The organism is Anoxybacillus sp. PDR2 (assembly GCF_009834045.1).
Classification (GTDB): domain Bacteria; phylum Bacillota; class Bacilli; order Bacillales; family Anoxybacillaceae; genus Anoxybacteroides; species Anoxybacteroides rupiense.
Map to the genome: position 1 here is coordinate 953,369 of NZ_CP047158.1, position 22,193 is coordinate 975,561.

Genomic DNA, 22,193 nt, shown 5'->3' on the forward strand with positions numbered 1-22,193 from the left:
ATTGAAGGAGGACTTAACTTATTTTTTCCGAAATTGTGTCTTGACAATGGGGGGCATTACAAATCCTCGCAACCTTCTCCCTGCCCCTTTCTCATTAAAATTTTGGATGGTCAAATACACGACTTTTTCAGCAGCTTCTAAGCTACTCAAACTGTTCAGCGGTTTGACACGTTTCCGAATCTCCTTGATCGTTCGTTCGATGGCATGGGTCATGTAAATCACACTTCGAATACGGCTTGGATACTCCATAAATGTAAGGAGGACATCCCACTCATTAGCCCAAGATTGAACTTCTCTCGGATACTTGCTGGACCATTTCGACTCAAACTGTTGAAACATCTGTAACGCCATCTCCTTATTCGGTGCGCAATAAATCAGCTTGAGACCCTCTGCCACTTCAAATTGATCTTTTTTCCGAACACGCTGGAGCGTGTTGCGGACTTTGTGAACGACACAATGCACATCGGCTTTCGGATAAACCGTCTTAAAGGCTTCCTCTAAACCCTAGTAGTCCATCGAATACGCCTAGAAGGACTTCCTTGACGCCTCTGTTGTATAGTTGTTGAAGAATCTCCTGCCATACATGGGCGCTTTCCTGTCCTCCCACAAAGAAATCAAGAATTTTACGAAACCCTTCTTCGTTTACACCTAGCACGACATAAATGACCTCTTTTTTACCGTATCTCGACGAAGTTTTACGTACAACCCATCCAAATATAAGACGGAATAACGCTTGGATAAAGGACGTGTATGCCATTTCTCGATGTCTTCCTTCACGACATCGGTAATATGACTGATCGTTGCAAGAGAATAGGCATTTCCTAAAATTCGTTCAATAAACTTGCCGATTTCCCTCGTACTCATGCCACTTTGATACATTTTAATGACGGCTTCCTCGAGCCAGCCTGTATGGCGTTGGTAAGGGACAAACAGTTGTGTTTGAAATTCCACGTTTCGGTCTCTAGCATGAAAGAACTGCAACAAAAAGCCATTATGCTCGTCGATGTAAAAGGATTTAGCTACAAAGAAGCGGCGGAGTTGTTAAACGTGAAAATTCCTCATTTAAAAAGCCTTGTGTTTCGAGGAAGGCGGGAATTAGAAAAACGATTACGCAATGAGGTGAAGGGATGAGAAAAGAGGAATTAAAGGAATTATTACAGAAATATCAAAACGGCACATTAAGCAAAGAAGAAGAACAAAAAGTAGAAGAGTTTCTAGAAAACTTTGATGTATACAATGAATTTCTTAATGAAACCCTTCATGATGAAGGGATGAAGGAAGCCGATCTCGCAAAAATGATGAAAAAGGCCCAACAAAAATTCTTTTTTAGAAATACGCTGCTCGTTTTATCATTTATACTCGTTATTGTTCCGCTATTGACGATGGTTACTGTTATTTATTACGGTTGGGGGCGAGACCACAGCAAAGGGAACGAATTTATACGAACTATTAGGACTGTGAGTGAAATGATGGTCCCAAATGTGTACGTGGATTACGATACCGTTGACGACGATATTAAGCCGTTTACCATGAGTGTAACAACCGACAAATATAAGATGTTTGGTGATAAAAGAAGTTATTTAGGCAAGGATACTTACAAACTGTTCTTAGATGATGTGTTTGCTAAAGAATCAAATTATCGAGCTATTGGATATTCCATTAATCAAATTGGAATCAACTTTATTCATCCGAAAGCAAAATACTATTTACCTGACGAACGAACAAAAATTGAATCTCTCCCGAGCGATTGGCCGGTTGAAATCTATATTTCCCTGAATCGATCCTATTCCTTAAAAGAAATAAATGAAAAATTTAAAGGATATAATATGACATGGCTTGCGTTAGAAACAGGTGTAGAGGAAAAGATGAAGGATGATCTGGATTTTATCCAAACACCAGCCATTGGTTTCCCTTATAAGAAAGTGAATGTAAGCTCTGTATTTGATCGTACTTTTACTGATTATGAAGAAGTAGTCAAAGGGCTAGAGCTATTGAACAAAAACGAAAAATGGGCGACGGAACTAACAGAATATAAAGATTTAAAAATTGCCGAGCGACTAAAATGGGTGAAAAAACATAAAGAATTGAAGATCTATGGAATTTCCATTACAGGAACCGCCAAAGATGTTTTGTCTCTAGAAAAGATGAAGGAAGTTAACGTGATTCGATTGGGGCAGGTAAATTTACCATAACAGGGAGTTGATAAATAAATGAAAATAAAGTTTTCTCATATTAATTTGATAAATACCTTGGTCGCTTTGTTTCTTCTTCTTTTATTAAATGTTCAACTCATAGCCAATTTACCAGTTTTCACTTTTGGCTACCTATTTATTTCATTATTTGGAGTCTTCATATCTTTGTTAGGAATGACAAAAGGGGATTTATTCTATTCATATTTAGGGGGAGGTCTACATTTCATTCTTATTGTTTCATATTATATTATAATTTGGTTTGGTATTGGCATTAACTATAAATAAGAAACACTTTTTTGCTAAATATACTGTAAAAATGGGCGTGCATTAGTATATATGTACGCTTTTTTGTTAAAGCCGATGATAAAATCCCCAATATATCCGGAATAAAATTCCTCCCTCTATAAAATATCAATTTTCTCGTTTTTTCTTTGAATTTCTTCGATTTTCATGAACATAGACGTTTCGTAGACATCAGAAATAAGGATAGATATTGAATATCTATAAATTTTTGGATAGATAGAATGTAGGGGGACAAGCTCCATCATCCAATTTTTTAAAAATGGAGGACATTTCCTTATGATCGCACCAATGGATCTCCACTTGTCTCATGGCGGTGTACCCTCCCATGTCTCACGGAGTCCTTCGCTCCTACATTCCTTCGTTCCACCTATCCATGAGGTGGAGGTCGGAATATGCTCACTTGCTGGGTCTATGCCCGAATGGGGATTTACGACCGACTTCTCCGTGCTTCTAATGTCTATCTTCGATACATTGTTTGAGATTAGGCGATTTCCTGTAATGTCTTTAAGTGTGGAATATCTTGTATCATTTTCTCTTCACTGAACGAAATTGGACGTCGACCAGTGACGAATAAGATTCGAATGAGTTTACTACATAAAGCGACAAGAGACTGCTTACCGGTTAATGGATTATGAGTCCGTGTGCGATAGTATTCATGTAAGGCTTTAAACCCTTTGTTTTTCGTTGATAAAGGCATCACCACTCGGAATAAGAGGGCGCGCAGTCGTTTTCGTCCTCGCTTACTAATCGTTGTTTTTCCTCGATGTTTCCCTGATTCATTCTTTTTTAAGTTCAGCCCCGCCAATTTAATGATTTGGCGTGGATGCTGATATGGGTGGAGGTTGCCCACTTCAGCGAAAAAACCAACCACGGTCATTTCTCCGATGCCTTTGATCTCACACATCTCTTTGGCCCCCGGAATCGTTTGAACCATTTCACTTAACTGCTTTTCCAATTCGTCTAGACGATGGGTTAAATACTCGTATTTCTCGAGTAAATAACGTAACTCTTCTTTGGCCATTTGAGTGCCCGGTTGAAGTCCAATGGAGACTTTGGCAGCCTCTTTGAACTGTTCCATTCGCTTCATTCCAACAGCTCGTTTCGCCACTTTCTTGACTTCTACAAGAAGCCGTTCGGATGGAATCTTTACGATTTCGTTTGGCAGATATCCCAATTTCAAAAGCTGTAGCGCTGCTTTTCCTGTCCAATCTTTAAACACCGTAAGAAACTCAGGAAAATATCGATCCAGCCAATTGTGTACTTGAGCTTGAACCGCATATAGATCCTGTGTCATCATATCGTGAAGTTTCACGCCTTCACGTAATTCTGCGTAGATTCCCTCTGGAAGAATCGGGATGGAATATCGGTCATCCTTGACGAGTTGGGCAATGACCTTCGCATCTTTCACGTCGTTTTTCGTAGGAGAGTTGTCATCCAGCTCTTTACTTCGTTTCACATGCATCGGATTGACTGTCACACATAGGATGTCATGTGAAGTTAAAAAATAAGCGAGATTCAACCAGTAGTGTCCGGTTGGCTCCATTCCTACGATGACATCTCTTTTTTCATGTTGGTTCATCAAGGTGTGTACCCAATTTAAAAACGTTTGAAACCCTATTCTTGAGTTTTCAAATACAACGGCCTTTGATAAGTCCATTCCCCGATAATCTTGAGCTCTTGCCACATGTTTGTGTTTCGCAACATCGACGCCAATGATTAACGTTTGTTCAGTGATTTGTCTAATTTTCGAATTTCGGTTATAATTCATATCGAGTCCTCCTTGGTTTATTAGTTAGGGGTCATGGCCATGACACCCTGTATCATACCAAGGGGACTTTTTTGTTTCAAACCTCATTTTTCCTCATTACAGGAATGCTTACTTTTACAGAAAAAAATTAATGACATTAAGAGTTATTATATTTGATGCCAAATATAGTCTATTAAACTGGAATTCATTCTCATTGCTTAGGAGGACGAAAACCAGCTTTTACTGCTTCATCTTCAGTACAAAACATAACTTCCGGCTTTGTTTGTTTATACCAAGGTGAGTCCGGAGTATGATAAATTTTTTCGGTGCCAATATTTCCTTTTATTAGGCAGTCTTCAGATTCTCTCCTTTTCGATCTTGATTCTATTAATTCGGGATGAAAACCATCTTCTTGTGCATAATTTTCAATTTCCCAAATCCCAATCCCTTGTTGTTGGGCCTTTTTTTGAAGAGCATTAAATTGATCAACATAGCGAGTATTCGGCGGATAAACGTATGCTACTCTAGCTAGACCATTCTTTAATAATTCTTCATTAAAGTCCCCTTACTTACCTGTAACCGACGAGAAAAATTGAACAGTTTTCGCTAAATAAGAGTGAACACTTTTCTGGAAATTCCAGCGTAATCCCTATCACTTGACATGGAGCCTCTGCGTACAAGATATTTCCTAAAAAGCGAGCAACAACAAGAATCAGCCGCATGAAACGAGGCTATCATGTACGCCACTCCATGTAAAGTGCACGCTTCTAACTGGTAAAAAACTGTTCAATTTAATCAGTCGAATTCTGTTCAGTTTTATTTAGCGGTCACACTTACCCCTGTTTTTTCCGCAAACCACCCGTGTTTTATTCCGTTTTCAGCTAAGATTACTTTTAGTTTTACATATATATCCTGTTTCGGTTTTTATATTCATGATATTCACCTCATTGATTTGAGACTTTAAAATTAAACAACTTTATTGTAATTTAACGACAATATTATAAAAAATAAGGACAAAATTCGACATTTTTCATATATATGCAAAATTTATTTGATTAATTATAATTAAGTAGTCCGATCTTACTATCATTAAGAGGGGGTGATTATCTTTAAAAAAGTAACTTTATTTTTACTTGTGTTAACTTTAGTAATTTCGTTTTATATTTCAAAGGATTTTTTTGGGGTTAATAATCCCAAAACATATGTCAGTAGTAGTACTAACAGTGGCGAGGAGAAATCAAGTAACCTAAAGTTAGTGAATAATTCGGAGAGAAAAGTAAATGATTTGCAGTTATTGATTAGCAAAAAAAAACAAGTAGTTCCATGGGGGGTAAATAGTTTAGGTATAGACAAATTACAAGCTAAGAAAGTATCTATCCCAAAAATCAAGGTTGCTATTTTAGACAGTGGTATTAACAAAGAGCATGAAGACCTTAAAGGAAAAGTAGTAAAGGAATTTAATGCAATAAACCCAAGACAACCCGTGTCTGATAACTATGGTCACGGAACCGCTGTTGCTGGTATCATAGCTGCTAATGATAATGAGGTCGGCATTCGAGGTGTTTCTCCAAATGTAGAAATATATTCGGTAAAAGTTCTGGATGACAAGGGGCATGGCAATGTTAGAAACTTAGTAAGAGGTATTCAATGGTGTATTGATAATAAGGTACAGATAATAAATATTAGTTTTGGTATGTCATCAGATCATCCACAACTTCGAAAAGCAATTGAGGCTGCTACTAGCTCAGGAATAATAGTTATAGCTGCTGCAGGAAACAATTATGGCGGCAAGGCAGATTACCCTGCTAGTTATAAAGATGTTATTTCTGTAACGGCAGTAAATAGTAATTATAAAGTGGCTGGTTTTTCAGCTCGTGGAAAGATTGATTTTTCTGCTCCAGGTGTAGATATTTTAACTACATCAAAAAATGGTGGTTATGCTATGTATAGCGGAACCTCTTTAGCGGCAGCTTATGTGACGGGAATTATTTCGATTATTTTAGAGAAACATGAACAATTCGGAATCTCTATGAGGGATAAAAAACTATCATCAAAGATGATAAGTATCTTAAAAAAATACTCTATAGATATAGGAAACAAAACATATTACGGGAATGGATTCATAAAATTATCATAAAAGGGTGGGATATTAATGTTTAAATTTAAACAAGCTATATCCATTCTATTGACTTTAGTTCTTCTTGTTGGAATAGTACCGACGAATAGTAGCACATTAGCCGAAGAGATAACGGATGATCAAACCCAAACTGATGCAATAAATGAAGAAAATATTAAAATTGTTGAAAATAACGAAAAAACATTAGAGATTCAGACTGAGGTTTCAATTGATAATACAACAAATGCGACTACTGACGATACAACAAATGCAACTACTGACGATACAACAAATGCAACTACTGACGACACAACAAATGCAACTACTGACGATACAACAAATGCAACTACTGACGACACAACAAATGCAACTGTTTCTCTGTCCTTGGATAAGGGGACGAATGAATTTACAGTAACATCTATAGAAACAGACTCCCAAGGAAACCAAGTAGAGAAAGAATACAAAGTAGACGTAGAGAACGCTACAGAAGACGGAATAGTTGCAACTTTTACAGATATGGGTACAGGTGAAAAGTACGAATTAAATACAAACGAATTACATGCATCGTTTGCATTTCTAATTCCAATAGGTGTTATTATAGGAGAAGCACTTTTAGAACACTTAATCGCCATAGGACTTGCAGCAGTTATTGCAGGAGTGACTTATACAGTAGCTTCTAGCGTCTCTGAGACACTAAGAAAAAAACAATACGATCACTATCCAGCATATATAGATAAAAAGAAAGACAGAGTAATGATTGGGAACAAACCGCTGACATTAGATGAAGCTGCATCGAGATTGAAAGGCGCACCTCCATATAATGATGTATGGTCTACAGATTCAGTTAAGGCATTTAAGGTTGCTGCAAAAGCTGGGAATGGCAAACCACCTATACATGATTCTGCACATGGTGGAGAGGGATACCTTCCACATTGGCATATATATAATAGAAGTGGAGGGCACTCATTCTATTAATAGGGAGGTTAAAATCACTTGAAAAATAACTTACTTAAAAAATACCAACAATTAAATATGCCTCATAAGTTTTTAGTAACTGAGGTAGACAATATATTAAAAAAGAAATATAAAGCGGTTGAAGTTCCTGTCAATGAGTTTATAGAATTTAAAAAAGATCCTTTTGTTGATTATTCAACATTTGTGAAAAGTTACTTTATTCAAAATGAGGAGATTTTGAATAGTTTGTATAGTGAGAAAGAGAAAGCGGACATTGATAGAATGAGAGAGTGTATTCAAGAGATGAGGGCGGCTGGTGAACTCCTTCTTCCGCAACCGAGTGATGAAGATTATGATTTGCAGGTTAGATATACTAATTTTGCAGAGGGAAGACTAATAGCAGTTATTTTAGAAAGTATAGATAGACAATATGTCAGTGGTTTTCAAATGCAAGGTGCAATGTGTGAGAATTTATATCATGAACTAAAGGTATTTAAAGGAATTGATCCAGCAGATTGTGTAGAAGGGAACCCTATTTTGGATGAGTATTTGGAAGCTTTGGTGAAAGCAGGTTATTTACAGGAATAAAAAATGGTAAGAAACTTCGCTTATCTAGAAAAATTACGAAGAGCAGGTTATATTACATGGAAACTCGGTAAACCAAGAACACTAAGAATCTTAAAATTACAAGGCATCAATTAATATGATGCCTTTTTTAAATGTTCCTAAAGCTCAATCTGTATTACAGTAGAGGATACATCTCCCACAGTGCATAATATTTATTAGATATTATAAATTAAACTTTAATACGCAGAAGTGTACAGCGTTTATATATAAATTCAGTTTGAAATTCCGACATGTTTAACCAATGCCTATTCTTGTCTATACTGCTCCTAAACAGATGAATCAAAGGAGCGGATGAATGATGAAGAAAAAAGGATGACAAATTACGAACAATCATGGTTGGACCATCGAACGTCTTCAAGAACAGGAACGCCGAATGAAAAATGCGAACATGGCGAAACGAATAGCGGTGATTCGTCTCATGATGCAAGGCTACTTAGGAATCCAAGTCGCTGAGCTTTTGAACATCCATCGTGAAACCGTTTCGATTTATGTTCAAAAGTTTAATCAAGGTGGTATGGATGCTCTATTCAAACGCCATTATGCTCCCGGTAGAAAGCCGTATCTGTCTCCAGACGAAGAACGCGAATGAAGAAAGATGTTGGAAGAAAGCACCCCTGCCAATGAAGGATATGGCATCGAAACCAGCTGGAATACACGAATCATTCAACATGTGTTAGAAGAGAAATTTTCTGTCACCATGTCTCGCGGTGGGATTTGTGATAGGCTCCATCGGTGGGGATTTCGCTATACACGCCCTACGTATACCCTCAAACGGGCGAATCCTCAAAAACAAAAAGAGTTTCAACAAGAAATGGAACTCATAAAAAAAACTTGTCCGACAACATGGTCGTAATCTATGAAGATGAAAGTCCTATTCGCGACTATCAAGCTCTTCGGACCACATGGAGGGTCAAAGGGCGTCAAAAACTAATCCCTACGTATGGACACCACGCGACGGTGAGCTTATTCGGCGTGTGAATATCGAAACAGGTGAATTTCTCTGCATGGAAACGGACCAATGTCATGCACAGGCTTTTTTGCAGTTTCTCCAATACACATTGGACCAGTATCCAGATCAACATGTCGTGATGGTCTTGGACAACGCCAAAATTCATCGTGCCAACGTTCTTCAGCCTTTTTTACAGGAGCACGAAGAGCCGTTCACTTTTGTATTCTTACCCCCTTATTCCCCAAACTTAAATGTGGTTAAACGAATTTGGGGTTGGCTGAAAGAGAGTGTCATTGCCAATCGCTTTCATCCCAATCGAAAAGAGTTGCGAGAATCGGTTGTTTCGTTCTTAGAGTACCTTTCTGAGTTTCCAGAAAAAGTGCTCCAACGCATCGGACAGATGGTTATGTCGGAAAATTAATCTGAATCTATATAGTTTATAACATTACATTAACGTATACAGGGAAATATATACAAGAAGTAAAGGAAGGCAAATCACTAAAGAAGTTTAACTTGAATGAAACTGTGGAGGAAGTAGTATTTCAACACAGATTAGTCAATGATAAAAATGGTGTTAAATGTTTAAAAAAGACCGATAGATATTTAATTACGAGGGAGCTAGGCACTTCTGATCCTATAAAATTCCCTGTTCCTAATACAAGAATATCTTTAATTTATGAAAAAGACGGCGAAGTAAGGGTTTGGGTACCGACACTTGAAGAAATGATACGTGCATTTGCTAAATTATACAGAATGTATGATATCTGTATTTGATAAGCTAAAACTGAGCCACCATAGCAATTGAAAAGTGAGCCACTCTTAGAATCAGAGTTCCTACAAATGGGAGAACGTGGGTGTTTAGATGAGTTGCCTCTAGGGGCAACTAAACACTTCGCGCACCTAGCCACCAATCCTCATTTTTACTCTGTTTCATACTTTGACGGAATCGATAAGATTCTCCGTTTAGAAGAAGAATGTGCGAACGGTGAGTGAGCCGATCAAGCAATGCTGCTGTTGTCTTTTCGTCTCCAAAAACGTTTGTCCATTCTACCAATTCAAGATTTGTTGTAATGATGATACTGGCACGTTCATAGCGATTGGAAAAGAGTTGAAATAATAGTTCTGTTCCTGCTTTTGAAAAGGGGATATATCCCAGCTCGTCTACGATGATCACATCATATTTGAAATACATTCTGTACTGAGCCAACATTCCTAGTCTCAATGTTGCTTCCATTTTATCGACAATAGAAAATTGATACCATTATGATAAAAATGACCTAAAAAGATATCGTACTGATGGCCAAGCTTATTCGTGAACAGTTGTAATATGATCATGGTTCTACCGGAATGAAGACAGAGCTATTTCGGGGGTGTCTATGTACGGATGCGATCCCCTGGCTTCATCCGTACATACGCCTTATTCTCATTTGAAAGAGCGAAGATACAGCCCCGAGCATAGCAGCGCAAGCACAATCATTGTAATTGTGTACGACCGTGGGCATTATTTCATAAGGCAAGGTAGTCCCCGAGCCAACAAGCAAAGGTGATCGCACTTGCCTTCTCATATTGCGAGATCTATTTCGTTTGGACTAAATGCACTCCGTTGAAGCGGCAGTATACAGGCTTGCAAACTTTACGGTTGCTCTTCGTTTCCAAGCAGCTTTTTATTTGTCATTAGCCATTCTGAGTCTCGTGTGAGTAAAATGTTTGTAGGAGAGATTTTCAGAAATTCCCATCCATCGGTCTATGTTGTATTATAGTTATATCAACCTATTAGGAGATGGCGAAACGATGAATTTGTTTGAAGTGTTGCCGGAGCGTTTTTTCTCGTTGCTGACAGGTGCGAACAAGAAATTGTACGCAGAAGCGGTGTTACTCATCTACGAGCAATCGCAGCGCGAGCGGTTTGGCATTCGCTATGATGTGATGCAAGACTTGCTGCAAGAGTTGATAGAGACGCAACGTGATCTTGGCATCGACTTCGAGTTGGATGAAGAAAAACTTCCTGCGGCAGAACGCGACCGTAATGTATACCAGCAGATTACGTTGGAAGAATTGTCCAGGGCTCAGGCGAATTACATGCTGCGCCGGATGGAGTCGCTGAAGTGGATCGACATCGAGGTGCGCGATCAGTTTCAACGCTATATCGTGCTTCCACATTATACGAGCCGGATGATGGCGCTATTCAAAGAGTTGTGCGAAGCGCGGGCAGTTGAATACCAGCGGTTCGCATTTTCGACGTTTCAAGTTTTGTCCGGCGAGGAGGCGAAACTTCGGCCTTGCTTTGCCATCCGCGAAGCCAGAGAAATTACATTGCAATTCCGTCAAGAGTTAATTACGCTCTACAACAACATGAAGCATCATATGGAGCAAGTCGTGCAGAAGACGTCGATCCAGGAAGTACTCGATCATCACTTTGATACTTATAAATCGCAAATTGTCGATAAGAGCTATCACCGGCTGAAAACGTCCGACCACGTATCACGTTATCGGTTTCAAATTCTTCAGCGTGTACAAAACTGGTGGCTCGATCGGAATTTATTTGAGGAGACAATCAATGACGGCTTGCAAAGCGATTTCTATAAATCACGAGAAGAAGCAGAAGGGGATATTCGCGATGCACTTCTGACGATCGAAGAAATCTATGCAGGACTTGACGAAATTTTCTACCGGATCGATGTGCGGCATAATCAATATTTGCGTTCGTCATATGACCGCGCTCGTTATTTGGGCCAACATCAGACGGGTGTCAGTCAGCAATTGGCAACATTGCTCGAGCATCTGACCGACCAAGAAGGCGCGTTTTCGGATCGTAAAGCCACAGCGGTGTTCACAGACACAGAAGCAACGGAACTAGGCACGAGATTGTTCCGCCTCCAGCTTCACGCGCAGCTGAGCGAAGGCTCTCTTTACACGCCTCGGCAACGCAGGCAGCCGCATCGACCCGAGAAGCACGTCAGGGTAGACATCCCACAAGAGTTGAAAGAGCAGCTGCGCGAGGCCAACCTCGAACGGATTCGCCGTTCGATAACACGGAAGAAAGTGGAGCAGTTCGTGTTGGAGCGGCTCGGAAATCGTGAACAGATGGAAATGCGCGAACTGGCGCCGCAGACAGTAGAGCAATTTCTTTTGCTTGCCTATGTGTACTTGTACGGGCAGGACGGCAGTTCAAGTTTTTGCATTAAAAGAAGTGAGGAGCGCGTCATCGTGGAGATCGGACCGTATCGATTTCATAATCATCGGATCGTGCGGTCGAAGCGAAAATCGACGCGCTAGCGTTAATGTACAGATGAGAGGTGAGCAAGCATGGAAGGCATTGGCACAGGCCAAGGAGGCTTGTTTATATTGGATGCGCTTGGAGAAGCGGATAAACAGAAGATGAGCACTGCCCTCAACAGGCTTCTCCTCGTCAATTTTCTGGTCAAGGAGAAGGACCGCGAAACTTACATGCTGATCCGGCGAAACCGGGAAGCAGCACAAACTTTCTTCAGGTTTCTAGGATGGGAATTTGTGATGGATGAACGGCATGAATGCATATACGTTCAAGGGCCCGACAGCAGTATGAGACGTTCGCTATCCCGCGAAGAAACGTTATGGATGCTTATATTACGACTTATCTATCAGGAGAAGCGTGAAGCATTGTCGCTCAGCGAGTTTCCGATGACGACCATATACGAGATTCGCACCAAATACGAGACGTTCCGTATTCCATGGGTGAACATGACGAAGCTGGAAAAGCTGGTGCGCCTTTGTGCAAGATATCAACTACTGGACGCGATGGATGCGGATCTGCGTTCCGATGACACTCGTTTCCGTCTGTTTCATAGCTGGATCTACTTGGTCAATATGGATGAAGTGAGGGCAATCGCCGAGCGGATCGAGCGATACGCCACAAAGAAGGAAGGGGATCTGTTGGATGAAGTGGATGAAGAGGCTGCGTCTCATTAATTGGCATTATTTTACCGACGAGACGATGGAATTTGGCAAGCAGACCCTGATCACTGGGCAAAATGCGGCGGGCAAATCGACGATCATCGATGCGCTGCAAGTGTTGCTTATCGCCGACCAACGCCAAATCCGATTCAATCCGGCTGCGCATGAGGAAGCAAAGCGTTCGATGATCAATTACCTGAAAGGCAAGATCGGCAGCGATGACCGAACCTTCGTTCGTGACGGCGACTTCACAACATATATAGCGGCGGAATACTATGACGAGGCGAAGGAAGAATCGTTCGTCGTCGGCGTTGTCATCGATGTGTTCCGCGATCAGCAATTTGAAGAAGAATATTTTATATTGGCCGACTGTCGTCTGGATGATGTCGAGTTCGTCAAGCCTTCCGGCCATCTTCGCAACCGCAGCGAGTTTAAGGACAGGCACAACGGTACGTCACTGGGAACTCCCAAGCGTGCTCGCACCATTTTCGAGAGGAACAAATCGCTGTATCAGAAGGCGCTTCTGCAGAGGTTTGGCAGCTTGCATGAGCGGTTTTTCTCGATATTTCTCAAAGCTCTTTCGTTTAAACCGATTCACAGTGTGAGGGATTTCGTTTACGACTATATCCTCGACCGCCGTGAGCTGCAACTCGAACTGATGAAACAAAATTTCGATATTCATGAAAGATATAAACTTGAGCTCGAGCAGTTGCAGGTGCGTAAGGATAAGCTTCTTGCGATCCGCAATCAATATGAGCAATACGACAAGCTGCGCGTAACGACCCGTGAGCAAGATTATGTGATTCGCCGGTTGAAGCTGACGTTGGAGCGAGAAAATCTGGAAGCGGAGCAACGCGAACAGACGATTCTCGAAGATGCACTGCGGAAGCTTGAAGGCGAGATTGAACTGGTAGCAATGAAGCATGAACAGGCCAAGACGGAAGTGGAGCAGGCGCTTACGCGATGGAAAAGCCATGACTCGGTAAAACGTCAGGAAGAGTTGAAAAGCAAGATCGACCAACTAAGCGAACAAGCAGACAAACTGCAACGAGAGCTGGCGTTTACGAAACGTTCATTGGAAGCTGAGCGGTTGGTTGTCGAGCAACTGGCGGATTGGTCTGGGAACGGTCAATGGACATGGGAGCGTTCGGTACTGGAGCAGCTCCATCAAGGTCTCGAGCAGCTGTCGATCGCGATCAGCAGCCTAGAGAGGCGAGAACTGCCGGATGGAATTCAGGAACAGCTCGGACAGCTTGGCGCCAGACTGAATGAAATCTACGAGCAAATGGTGATTGAGCGGTCACGCACCGACGAGCACATCAAGACGGTAACGGCGCAGATCGCTGAGTTGGAGCAGGTCATCCGCGACCTGGAGAATCAGAAGCGGACCTACCCGGCCTCGGTGAATGCGTTGAAGAGTTTGTTGGAAGAAAGGCTTGGCGATCGGTCGCCTGTCTGGATTTTTTGTGAGGAGATGGAAGTAGAAGATGAAGCTTGGCGCAATGCGTTGGAAGGATATTTGAACACGCAACGCTTTGATTTGCTTGTACGGCCGGATGTTTTTACGAAGGCGTTAGAGATTTATGAACAAGAGAAGTTTACCCTGCAGCTTGAAGGTGTCGGACTGGTCGATACGGAGAAGGAGCAGCGATACTTGAATAGTTCGCAAGCTGGATCGCTTGCGCATGTGTTGAAGACGGACAATCCGATCATTCGGGCGCATCTGGAGCATCTGCTCGGTCGCGTCATGAAGGCGGACAACGAACAGGAGCTACGCAAGCATCGTACAGCGGTGACACGCACATGTATGGTGTACAACAACCTTGTGGCAAGGCAGATGAAGCGGTCGCAATATGAGCTTCCATATATCGGGACGAAGGCGATCGCGCGCCAGCTTGAGTTGAAGAAACATGAGCTTGCAGCTGTTCGGCTGGAGTTGACTAGACTGCGCCGGATTCATAAGGATTTCGAGGATTGGACGGAGAAGCTCGGTGAGAAGCGAGCAAGGCTTGAACGACTTGGTGAGCAACTTGCGCTTTTGCCGCAACTGGCAGAGGTGCGGTCGGAGCTGGAGATTAAGCAACGCGAACTGGCAAGCCTGGATCTGAGCGAAGCGATCCGGTTAGAGGAAGAGTACAGGTATTGGCGGGATCAAGAGACAAAATGGGATAAAAGGCGGACTGCATTATCTATCGACAAAGCGAAAAAGGAAGTCGAACAACAGCAAGTGGTTACTCGGATCTATATACAGAAGAACAAAGTGAGAGATGCGGAGTACGCGCTGGAAAGCTGGAGCGCCGAGAACGATCCGGGGTTGCTGCAAGGCGCTCTTGCACGCTGGGCTGACGCGGAGAAACAAGACATTCCGACGCAACGCAAGATCGAAAATTGGCAGAGCAATCTGAATGGCAATATGACGCGGCGCGACAACGCCTTCCATGCGCTGCAACGGCTTCGTTTGCAGTTCAATACGGAGCATCTGTTTGACGGGTCTGAAACGGCTGAGGATAACGAGATTTATGATGCGGCGTTGCAAATGGTCGCCGACCTCAATATTCCCGAATATCAACAGAAGGTGGAGAAAGCGCTGCAGGACTCCGAGGAGGAATTTAAATCACATTTCGTGTTCAAGCTACGTGAGGCCATTGCGATGGCGCGACGGGAGTTTCATGAGCTGAACCATGCCTTACGACACTTTCCGTTTTCACAGGATCGCTACCATTTCGAGGTCTCACCGAGCGAGAAATATCGCAAATTTTATGAGGCAATCATGAATCCGCTGTTAGGGGAAAAAGGCTCTTTGTTCGACCTTCCCGACAACGATTCCGCCGAAACACTGCATCAATTGTTCGAGATGCTGGTCAGAGGCGAAGCAGGCGATCTTGAGGAGTTCACCGATTATCGCCGTTATCTGGACTTCGATATCAAGGTGCATTCGCGGGACACATCTTATTCGTTCTCGAAAGTGCTCAAAGAAAAATCCGGAGGGGAAACGCAGACGCCGTTCTATATCGCGATTCTCGCATCATTCTATCATCTGTACAAAAGCAACAAGACTGTGCGGCTAGTCGTATTTGACGAAGCGTTTAACAAGATGGACGAGCAACGCATTCAATCGAGCTTGCGGCTGATCAAACAGCTGAATCTGCAGCTGATCGCGGCTGTGCCGGACGAGAAGATGCAACATATGGCGCCGGAAGTAACAACAACACTCATTGTAACGAATCAGAATTATCGTTGTTTCGTGGATATGTTAGATCGTAGGGAGCTGCAGGAAAGTGACGCGACGGACGACGCGGTCTTGCAATCCCAGGACGAGGATGATCAGGAGCAAGAGAAAAGCGTGCAGCAAGGGGAATTGTTTTAATGGAGAACCGTGTGACGAATGAAATCGAGTATAAAAATCATTTTCAGCAGGAACTGTTGAAGCTACTCATCCAAAAATATGAGAACAGCAAAGCATTTGCAACCGGCGAACCATCCAAGCAGCGCCCGCAAATCGCCATAGAAAAAAGCCCGTTTCATAAAGATTATAATGATGAAATGGACTTTCGCAAGAAAGAATGGATACACGATGTGGTCATTAAGCTCAGCAGGGAGGGAATCATCACTCATACTTGGGAAAAGTTCGGGGAAGGAAGACAATTGGCGAAACTATTCCTTGAGTTTGACAAACTGCAGGTTGCTTATGAGCTAGCTGGCGTCACACCGCGCGATGTGAAGATGACGCGGCTTCGGGGTGTGTTGATGCCCCTTCTGCGGCACCCTTGGCCATGGGTCGTGGCGTGGGCGTCATCTGCCGTTCAAGCGCTAAGTGAACGAAGAACAGTAGGCCTTGACCTTGACGATAAGCCAGGCTATGAGCAGCTTGTTGTTGTGCTGTCGGAGCTGCCTAAGCTCGAAGACAACGTGCCGAAACGAGTGCTTAGTCAGCGATTATTCCAAGACACGAAATTGTTCGAGCGAAGCGTCGAGCGGCGTCTAGTTCAACTGATTCATGCACATGCGGATATAGAATTTGAATCAGATGCGGAAGCGCTCGAGAGCGTTGGCATAGCCGCTCACCCACGGAATGTGTTTGTTGCAGGCCCTTTGGCTTTTCGTACTGGAGAAGGAGGGGAGGTTTCACTTAAAGTATTCCGCGGCGGTGTTGGACTATCGCATGCAACGGTATGGGCACTCGAACCGGTTCCATCTGATGTGAAACGAATCATCTTGATCGAAAACTTGACTTCCTGGCATCAATGGGTGGCAGATCGTGAAGGGGAGGATGAGATCGTCGTCTATACAGGGGGCTTTCCAAATCGCACGGTACAACTGTTGCTGAAGAAGATCGCCGGTCTTGCGAAAGCTTATCATTGGGGGGATATCGACGTTGGAGGCATTCGCATTTTCGAGTTCATCCGCGAGAACTTTATCCACGATCTGCAGCCTATCGGAATGGATGTTGCGGTCTTCTTGGAATACGCAAAAAAAGGAATGGAATTAGGGCGAGGATACGAACGTAAAGTTGAAGCCATGTTGAAGGACGGTCAATTTAGCAGGTGGCACGATCTGCTCAGACTGATGCTGGCTCACGGTAAACGAATCGAACAGGAGTCGGTGGATAAGCTGCCTTTGCCGGATTCTAAGCTGTAAACAAACATAGTTTTGGTGCCTGTTACCACCCGAAATTTGCCGAAGATCGACGGAAACAGAGAGTTATGAGTTGGCTCTCTGTTTATTTTTTCGAGGATTGACTAGGTAAAAAATGAGGAACATAAAATCATCCTTTCTCCTTATTTTACTTATGTTACCATCTATAAAAAAGGTAGAGGGGAGTGAGTCAACGTGCATACGAGAAAACGGAAGACCGCCATGCCTTTTGATCAGAAACCATTAGAGTTGTCCAAACTAATCAGGGAGCTGTATAGACGATGATCCGTCTGAAGTTTGAAGAGTTGGAAACGATCGCCAAGCACATTCCTGATGCCGAAGACGCGTGCGAACGGGCGCGGACGACGCTGTCGAGGGAGCTTTCTTCTCTTGCGATGGCCCTCCCTGGCGTCAGCACGCCTGCCATTGAAGCGCTGCGGGACGAACTCGTTCATTGGCTGCGACGTTATGAAGACAAATTAAATGAAGTCGAAGAGCTGTTATATCGCACCGCCGCGGCGATGCGCCAAGCGGACCAAACGCTGGCAGACAACATGAAAGAATTCGGCTTAGAGCTTCTCGGCTGGTACGACGTGCAGCGCGTGTTTGGCGAGTACGATCCGATTACCGGCGAGCGCCTTTCGATGGGGGATCGGCTGCTGGCAGGCGGGATGCTGCTTGCGTCCATCTTTCCTCCCGCTAAAGGGGCTGACATGGCGGGAAAAGCGGCAATCAAGGGCGCCAAGGCGATCGAGGCGGCATCGGTCCTATCTAAAATGAAACATGTGGTGTGCTATGATAAAATAAAGGCGATCTTCGAAACGATTTACCAACAGGTCATGAAAGCGCCGTTTGCGGAAACGGCACGTTTGTTCAAGAAGCAATGGGATGATTTAGTGGAAAGCGTCGCATCCACTGCATGGCAGCCGGTTTATGCGGGAATTGGTCCAACGTCTAGAGTGTGGATGAATGAAGCGAGGAATGAAGTCAAAGATGCCGCTCTTTATATGATGAAGAAAATCGAAGGAGAGGCCATTGATAGTATACCGAAGTCAAGTAATTCTTCCATTAAGGGTACGGGTAATCTTAACAGAAGAGAAGCCCTTAACCAAGCAAAGAATTTAGCCGGCATTCCTAGGTCACAACAGCCTACACGTCAATGGCAAGTTGGAGATGACATAAATAAAAAGGGTGGGAATTATAAAAACTACGAATATAGTTCTAACCCAACCCATCATGGGCGTTACTACGAGTACGATACACCTCAAGGAAAGAGAGTGATTGTGGATCATACAAATGACGGAAGATTACATGTGCATGCGGGCAAACCAAAAGAAGGTGCTAATCCATTTGATTATGACTTTAAGAAGGAAAGATACGCTAATATTTACAGTCCGAATGGAGACAATCACATTTATTACAATAGGTAAAGGGGGAGTGCGATGTTGTACCCGAATGAAAAAATACAACAAAAAATTGCAATCATGAACGCAAAAAAAGTTTTGAAGCAATTATTATATGTAGAGCTCATTGCTTTCGAGCAGCATGATTCACACTGGTTAAAAATATTTGAAATTTCATTAAAACAATTCCGTAAAATCAATTCTAAACCAAAATATCTAATGCCTATCAGGGATGATAAAAACGATTATATTTTGTGGTTAGTAAACTCATTATATTTTTTCAAGGATAAAGAGGAGTGGTTGATACTGGTGCCAAATTGTACGCAACCAGTATGGGCGAATGTGAGGGTTTTGGATTTTACGAAAGCACTCGAAGAGCTTTGGAAAACATCAGAATCTCGTAGCTTCATAATAGCCGACAAGTCAACGGGTCTAATTGCACAAATATATTCTGAGGAACAGCATTATGAGATTCATGTTGACAAATGTGACATTTCTAGTATTAACAACAAAAATGATAAGTGATTATGTCTATTACATTAAAAACCTTGATTGGCTGTAGGCCTTTCAAGGTTTTTGTCTTTTCAATCGTTCAGTAGCCATTGATTGTAATTAATTTTTTAGAATAATTGACCGTAGCTTATTTGCAAGAATTCAGCTTGGAGCTTCTTGACTGGTACGACTTACAGCGGTTGTGTGGAAAGTGTCGCCTCCGTTTCACGGCAGCCAGCGTATGCCGGAGTTGGATCCATTTTCGGGAAAACGATACAAGAGGCTACAAAAGGACACCCAAACGTAATGGATTTTTCGGTGAACCGGGTTACAGAAAAGACAATAGATGATACAGCTGAGAACATAGACAAAAAACAATGTGTTTATAATATGGTTGAAAATTCAGAACCGTTAGCGGAAGTCAATCCTTGTGCTGCATCCACTTTTAGAAGCGGAATGTATAATGTTATAAAGCTTGAAGAGGATATAATTTTATATCGTTCTGGCAAAGCAGGCGGAGGAAAAAATGCGTTAGGATAGTATTTTACGAGAAAGCCAAGCACAAAGATTGAGGGACGTATTGGACTATCTAGAATAGAAAGTCCAACATTGCACAGTTATAGTGTGAGAGATTTGTTCTTATATTTATTACTAATTTTGTTTACTATATCATTAATCAATACTAGCCATCCAATGTGATGCACTAGAGTGCAGGGAGGGCAAAATGATGTATTTGGATAAAAGAAGTAAAGCGATTTTATCAGAGTTAATTTGGCGGGATAGCAGTATTACCGTTGAGGAGATCACTAAAAAATTCCGCATATCTCGTAGGACCGTTTACTACGACCTGGATAAAATTAATGATTGGCTGAAATCGAATGGCCTAGAAATTGTTCAATATTTTAGGGGAAAAGGCTATTATATCCCGGAAGGTGAACGGGAAAAAATTGCTAAAAAACTGGAGGTTGCTGACAAATGGGAATATGAATATTCTGCTAATGAACGCTTAGCTTGGTTAGCAATTTACTTATTAACAAGAGACAGACCTTTATTCCTTGAGGATTTATCAGAGTTAATAAGAGTAAGTAGAAATACTACGATTGATGACTTGAAGAAGCTAAAAAAAGAACTGGAGCTGTCTTCTCTTCAATTACTTTCAAAGCGTGGGGAAGGATATATAGTTCAAGGGAGTGAAGGCGATAAACGAAAAGCGATTGTTTACTACCTATCAAAACTTATACCGGAGCCGCTTGATTGGCATACATTTTTATCGAATACCCGGGCACTTTTTTCCGAAGAAAGACAAAAGCAAACGATTCTTTTCCAAGAACTCATACAGATTCAAACGATATTGAATGAATGTGAACAGGAGTTAAATATACAATTTGCAGATGATACATTAAATAGCTTAGTTTTAAGGTTTTGGTTATTCGGTAAAAGAATTGTTCAAGGGAAAGAAATATCGATGGATCCAATAGAAAAAGAGATTATTAATCAAACGAAAGAATTTCAAGCAGCGAAAATAGCTAGCAAAAAGTTAGAACAGATTTATCACGTTTTATTACCTGAAGATGAAGTTTACTACTTAGCAACCCACTTGTTAAGTGCAAAAGTGCAATATTCAGCTCAAGCAAATGAAGATGATGAAACAAGAACATTAAAGCTTGTTGCTGAGAAAATGGTTACTGATTTTCAAGCATTTGCCTGTGTATCGTTCTCAAATAAAAAAGAAGTTGAAGCCAATCTTGTGTTACATTTAAAACCTGCTTTCTATCGAATTAAATATGGATTAAAGGCTGAAAATCCATTAGCAGATCAAATTAAACGAAAATATAAAGATGTGTATTTAATTACAAAAAAAGTTATTCATCATTTTGAAACGCTTGTAGGTGAATCGGTTCATGATGATGAGATTGCTCTTATAGCAATCCACTTTGGAGGTTGGTTGAAAAAAGAAGGGCTACAACCGGAAAAAAGAAAAAAAGCAATCATTGTTTGTCCAAGCGGTATTGGAACTTCAACCATTTTAAAACATCAATTAGATGGACTATTTTCAACCGTTGATTTTATAGACATTATTTCTGCAAGAGAATATGAGAACAGGTCATATTCGAATGTAGACTTTATAGTATCAACAGTCCCGATTAAGGAGGCGAAACATCCGACTTTTATTGTAAATCCGATCTTAAATGATAAGGACAAAGAAAGATTAATTAAAAAGGTCCATGCATTAACGGGGACTGAACAAAGTGCTTTTCGAGTTTCCGTTGATTCTATAATGGGCATCATTAAACAATATTCTAGTATACAAGATGAAAAATCGTTAAAACTCGCATTAAAAGAATACTTACATCAACCAATCATGACTAAAGAAAAGGGGGAAGGTCCAAATTTATTAGATATTTTAAAGGGTCAATATGTAACATTTTTGAATGAAGTAAATGATTGGGAAGATGCTATAAGGAAGGCAGCTCATCCGCTATTGCAGGATAAAGTGATTCAACCATCTTATGTTCATGCAATGATCCAATATGTTAAAAAATTGGGCCCATATAATGTTGTTGTACCAAATGTCGCGCTCCCGCATGGGAAACCGGAGGATGGTGCACTAAAACTTGGAATGAGTCTACTAATATTACAAAAACCTGTATCGTTCTCAAGTAAAGAAAACCATCAAGTCCGTTTATTATTTGTTTTGTCTTCTATTGATAACCAACTCCATTTAAGAGCTCTATCGCAATTATCAGAATTGCTTTCTTCACGAAAAACAGTAGTGGAATTAATGGAATGTAAAACGAAAGAAAGTGTGCTTCAAATCTTATCGACATCATAAAAGTTGGGA

At 41.7% G+C, this 22,193-nt stretch carries 19 protein-coding genes and 2 pseudogenes; 17 read left to right on the top strand and 4 right to left on the bottom strand.

Annotated elements, in window-relative coordinates; genetic code table 11:
- Positions 1–18 precede the first annotated feature (18 nt).
- Positions 19–966, bottom strand: a pseudogene (locus GRQ40_RS04650) (IS256 family transposase); the annotation flags it as partial.
- Here GRQ40_RS04650 and GRQ40_RS04655 point away from each other — a divergent pair.
- Both GRQ40_RS04655 and GRQ40_RS04660 read left to right on the top strand, forming a co-directional pair.
- Positions 967–1,131, top strand: a complete 165-nt coding sequence (locus GRQ40_RS04655) for a sigma factor-like helix-turn-helix DNA-binding protein (protein ID WP_236546395.1) — start codon at positions 967–969, stop codon at positions 1,129–1,131.
- On the top strand, positions 1,128–2,192 hold the full coding sequence (locus GRQ40_RS04660; RefSeq protein ID WP_159719467.1) for an anti-sigma factor: 1,065 nt from the start codon (positions 1,128–1,130) through the stop codon (positions 2,190–2,192). The genes GRQ40_RS04655 and GRQ40_RS04660 overlap by 4 nt, the downstream gene beginning before the upstream one ends.
- A 784-nt stretch (positions 2,193–2,976) precedes the next feature.
- Here the strand turns inward: GRQ40_RS04660 and GRQ40_RS04665 are convergent.
- Entirely contained in the window at positions 2,977–4,263 is a 1,287-nt protein-coding gene (locus tag GRQ40_RS04665) for an IS110 family RNA-guided transposase (RefSeq protein ID WP_159719468.1), read from the bottom strand.
- A gap of 190 nt (positions 4,264–4,453) precedes the next feature.
- A pseudogene (locus GRQ40_RS04670) lies at positions 4,454–4,795 on the bottom strand (thermonuclease family protein); the annotation flags it as partial.
- Positions 4,796–5,341: 546 nt separating this feature from the next.
- Here GRQ40_RS04670 and GRQ40_RS04675 point away from each other — a divergent pair.
- From GRQ40_RS04675 to GRQ40_RS04700, 7 genes are all read left to right on the top strand, one after another.
- On the top strand, positions 5,342–6,379 hold the full coding sequence (locus tag GRQ40_RS04675; RefSeq protein WP_236546396.1) for a S8 family peptidase: 1,038 nt from the start codon (positions 5,342–5,344) through the stop codon (positions 6,377–6,379).
- A 15-nt stretch (positions 6,380–6,394) separates the two neighbouring features.
- Entirely contained in the window at positions 6,395–7,333 is a 939-nt protein-coding gene (locus GRQ40_RS04680; protein WP_159719469.1) for an SAR2788 family putative toxin, read from the top strand.
- 18 nt (positions 7,334–7,351) lie between these two features.
- Entirely contained in the window at positions 7,352–7,900 is a 549-nt protein-coding gene (locus tag GRQ40_RS04685) for a hypothetical protein (RefSeq protein ID WP_159719470.1), read from the top strand.
- 412 nt (positions 7,901–8,312) lie between these two features.
- Entirely contained in the window at positions 8,313–8,528 is a 216-nt protein-coding gene (locus GRQ40_RS18450) for a helix-turn-helix domain-containing protein (RefSeq protein WP_236546397.1), read from the top strand.
- 6 nt (positions 8,529–8,534) lie between these two features.
- Positions 8,535–8,792 (top strand): helix-turn-helix domain-containing protein, encoded by a 258-nt coding sequence (locus tag GRQ40_RS18935; RefSeq protein WP_338079045.1) that lies wholly within the window; start codon positions 8,535–8,537, stop codon positions 8,790–8,792.
- A gap of 151 nt (positions 8,793–8,943) precedes the next feature.
- Positions 8,944–9,309, top strand: a complete 366-nt coding sequence (locus GRQ40_RS04695) for a transposase (RefSeq protein WP_159719471.1) — start codon at positions 8,944–8,946, stop codon at positions 9,307–9,309.
- Between the two features lie 92 nt (positions 9,310–9,401).
- Positions 9,402–9,662, top strand: a complete 261-nt coding sequence (locus GRQ40_RS04700; protein WP_159719472.1) for a hypothetical protein — start codon at positions 9,402–9,404, stop codon at positions 9,660–9,662.
- A gap of 109 nt (positions 9,663–9,771) precedes the next feature.
- Here the strand turns inward: GRQ40_RS04700 and GRQ40_RS04705 are convergent, their stop codons facing one another.
- Entirely contained in the window at positions 9,772–10,098 is a 327-nt protein-coding gene (locus GRQ40_RS04705) for an ATP-binding protein (RefSeq protein WP_370514185.1), read from the bottom strand.
- 536 nt (positions 10,099–10,634) lie between these two features.
- Here GRQ40_RS04705 and GRQ40_RS04710 point away from each other — a divergent pair.
- The 8 genes from GRQ40_RS04710 to GRQ40_RS04745 all read left to right on the top strand — a co-directional run bounded on the left by GRQ40_RS04710 (position 10,635) and on the right by GRQ40_RS04745 (position 22,184).
- Complete coding sequence (locus GRQ40_RS04710) at positions 10,635–12,164, top strand: Wadjet anti-phage system protein JetA family protein (protein WP_236546398.1); 1,530 nt, start codon at positions 10,635–10,637, stop codon at positions 12,162–12,164.
- A 30-nt stretch (positions 12,165–12,194) separates the two neighbouring features.
- Positions 12,195–12,836 (top strand): DUF4194 domain-containing protein, encoded by a 642-nt coding sequence (locus GRQ40_RS04715; RefSeq protein WP_159719473.1) that lies wholly within the window; start codon positions 12,195–12,197, stop codon positions 12,834–12,836.
- The gene (locus GRQ40_RS04720) at positions 12,805–16,188 is read left to right on the top strand and encodes an ATP-binding protein (RefSeq protein ID WP_159719474.1); all 3,384 of its coding nucleotides are present in this window, start codon (positions 12,805–12,807) and stop codon (positions 16,186–16,188) included. The genes GRQ40_RS04715 and GRQ40_RS04720 overlap by 32 nt, the downstream gene beginning before the upstream one ends.
- Entirely contained in the window at positions 16,188–17,459 is a 1,272-nt protein-coding gene (locus GRQ40_RS04725) for a Wadjet anti-phage system protein JetD domain-containing protein (protein ID WP_159719475.1), read from the top strand. The genes GRQ40_RS04720 and GRQ40_RS04725 overlap by 1 nt, the downstream gene beginning before the upstream one ends.
- A gap of 278 nt (positions 17,460–17,737) precedes the next feature.
- Positions 17,738–18,886 carry a pre-toxin TG domain-containing protein gene (locus GRQ40_RS04730; RefSeq protein ID WP_159719476.1) on the top strand — a complete coding sequence of 383 codons (1,149 nt, stop codon included), beginning with the start codon at positions 17,738–17,740 and terminating at the stop codon, positions 18,884–18,886.
- Between the two features lie 12 nt (positions 18,887–18,898).
- Positions 18,899–19,384, top strand: a complete 486-nt coding sequence (locus tag GRQ40_RS04735) for a hypothetical protein (protein ID WP_201295978.1) — start codon at positions 18,899–18,901, stop codon at positions 19,382–19,384.
- Between the two features lie 273 nt (positions 19,385–19,657).
- On the top strand, positions 19,658–19,891 hold the full coding sequence (locus GRQ40_RS04740; protein ID WP_159719477.1) for a hypothetical protein: 234 nt from the start codon (positions 19,658–19,660) through the stop codon (positions 19,889–19,891).
- Between the two features lie 184 nt (positions 19,892–20,075).
- A complete protein-coding gene (locus GRQ40_RS04745; RefSeq protein ID WP_236546399.1) occupies positions 20,076–22,184 on the top strand; it encodes a BglG family transcription antiterminator in 2,109 nt (702 codons plus the stop codon).
- The last annotated feature ends 9 nt before the right edge of the window (positions 22,185–22,193 follow it).

Bases quoted from the DNA above. Each gene is read 5' to 3' on its own strand.
- GRQ40_RS04715 (WP_159719473.1), top strand. From the start codon at position 12,195: ATGGAAGGCATTGGCACAGGCCAAGGAGGCTTGTTTATATTGGATGCG.
- GRQ40_RS18935 (WP_338079045.1), top strand. From the start codon at position 8,535: ATGTTGGAAGAAAGCACCCCTGCCAATGAAGGATATGGCATCGAAACC.
- GRQ40_RS04710 (WP_236546398.1), top strand. From the start codon at position 10,635: ATGTTGTATTATAGTTATATCAACCTATTAGGAGATGGCGAAACGATG.
- GRQ40_RS04660 (WP_159719467.1), top strand. From the start codon at position 1,128: ATGAGAAAAGAGGAATTAAAGGAATTATTACAGAAATATCAAAACGGC.
- GRQ40_RS04745 (WP_236546399.1), top strand. From the start codon at position 20,076: ATGATGTATTTGGATAAAAGAAGTAAAGCGATTTTATCAGAGTTAATT.
- GRQ40_RS04705 (WP_370514185.1), bottom strand. From the start codon at position 10,098: ATGTTGGCTCAGTACAGAATGTATTTCAAATATGATGTGATCATCGTA.
- GRQ40_RS04680 (WP_159719469.1), top strand. From the start codon at position 6,395: ATGTTTAAATTTAAACAAGCTATATCCATTCTATTGACTTTAGTTCTT.
- GRQ40_RS04720 (WP_159719474.1), top strand. From the start codon at position 12,805: ATGAAGTGGATGAAGAGGCTGCGTCTCATTAATTGGCATTATTTTACC.
- GRQ40_RS04665 (WP_159719468.1), bottom strand. From the start codon at position 4,263: ATGAATTATAACCGAAATTCGAAAATTAGACAAATCACTGAACAAACG.
- GRQ40_RS18450 (WP_236546397.1), top strand. From the start codon at position 8,313: ATGAAAAATGCGAACATGGCGAAACGAATAGCGGTGATTCGTCTCATG.
- GRQ40_RS04740 (WP_159719477.1), top strand. From the start codon at position 19,658: ATGGATTTTTCGGTGAACCGGGTTACAGAAAAGACAATAGATGATACA.
- GRQ40_RS04695 (WP_159719471.1), top strand. From the start codon at position 8,944: ATGGAAACGGACCAATGTCATGCACAGGCTTTTTTGCAGTTTCTCCAA.
- GRQ40_RS04725 (WP_159719475.1), top strand. From the start codon at position 16,188: ATGGAGAACCGTGTGACGAATGAAATCGAGTATAAAAATCATTTTCAG.
- GRQ40_RS04655 (WP_236546395.1), top strand. From the start codon at position 967: ATGAAAGAACTGCAACAAAAAGCCATTATGCTCGTCGATGTAAAAGGA.
- GRQ40_RS04730 (WP_159719476.1), top strand. From the start codon at position 17,738: ATGATCCGTCTGAAGTTTGAAGAGTTGGAAACGATCGCCAAGCACATT.
- GRQ40_RS04735 (WP_201295978.1), top strand. From the start codon at position 18,899: ATGTTGTACCCGAATGAAAAAATACAACAAAAAATTGCAATCATGAAC.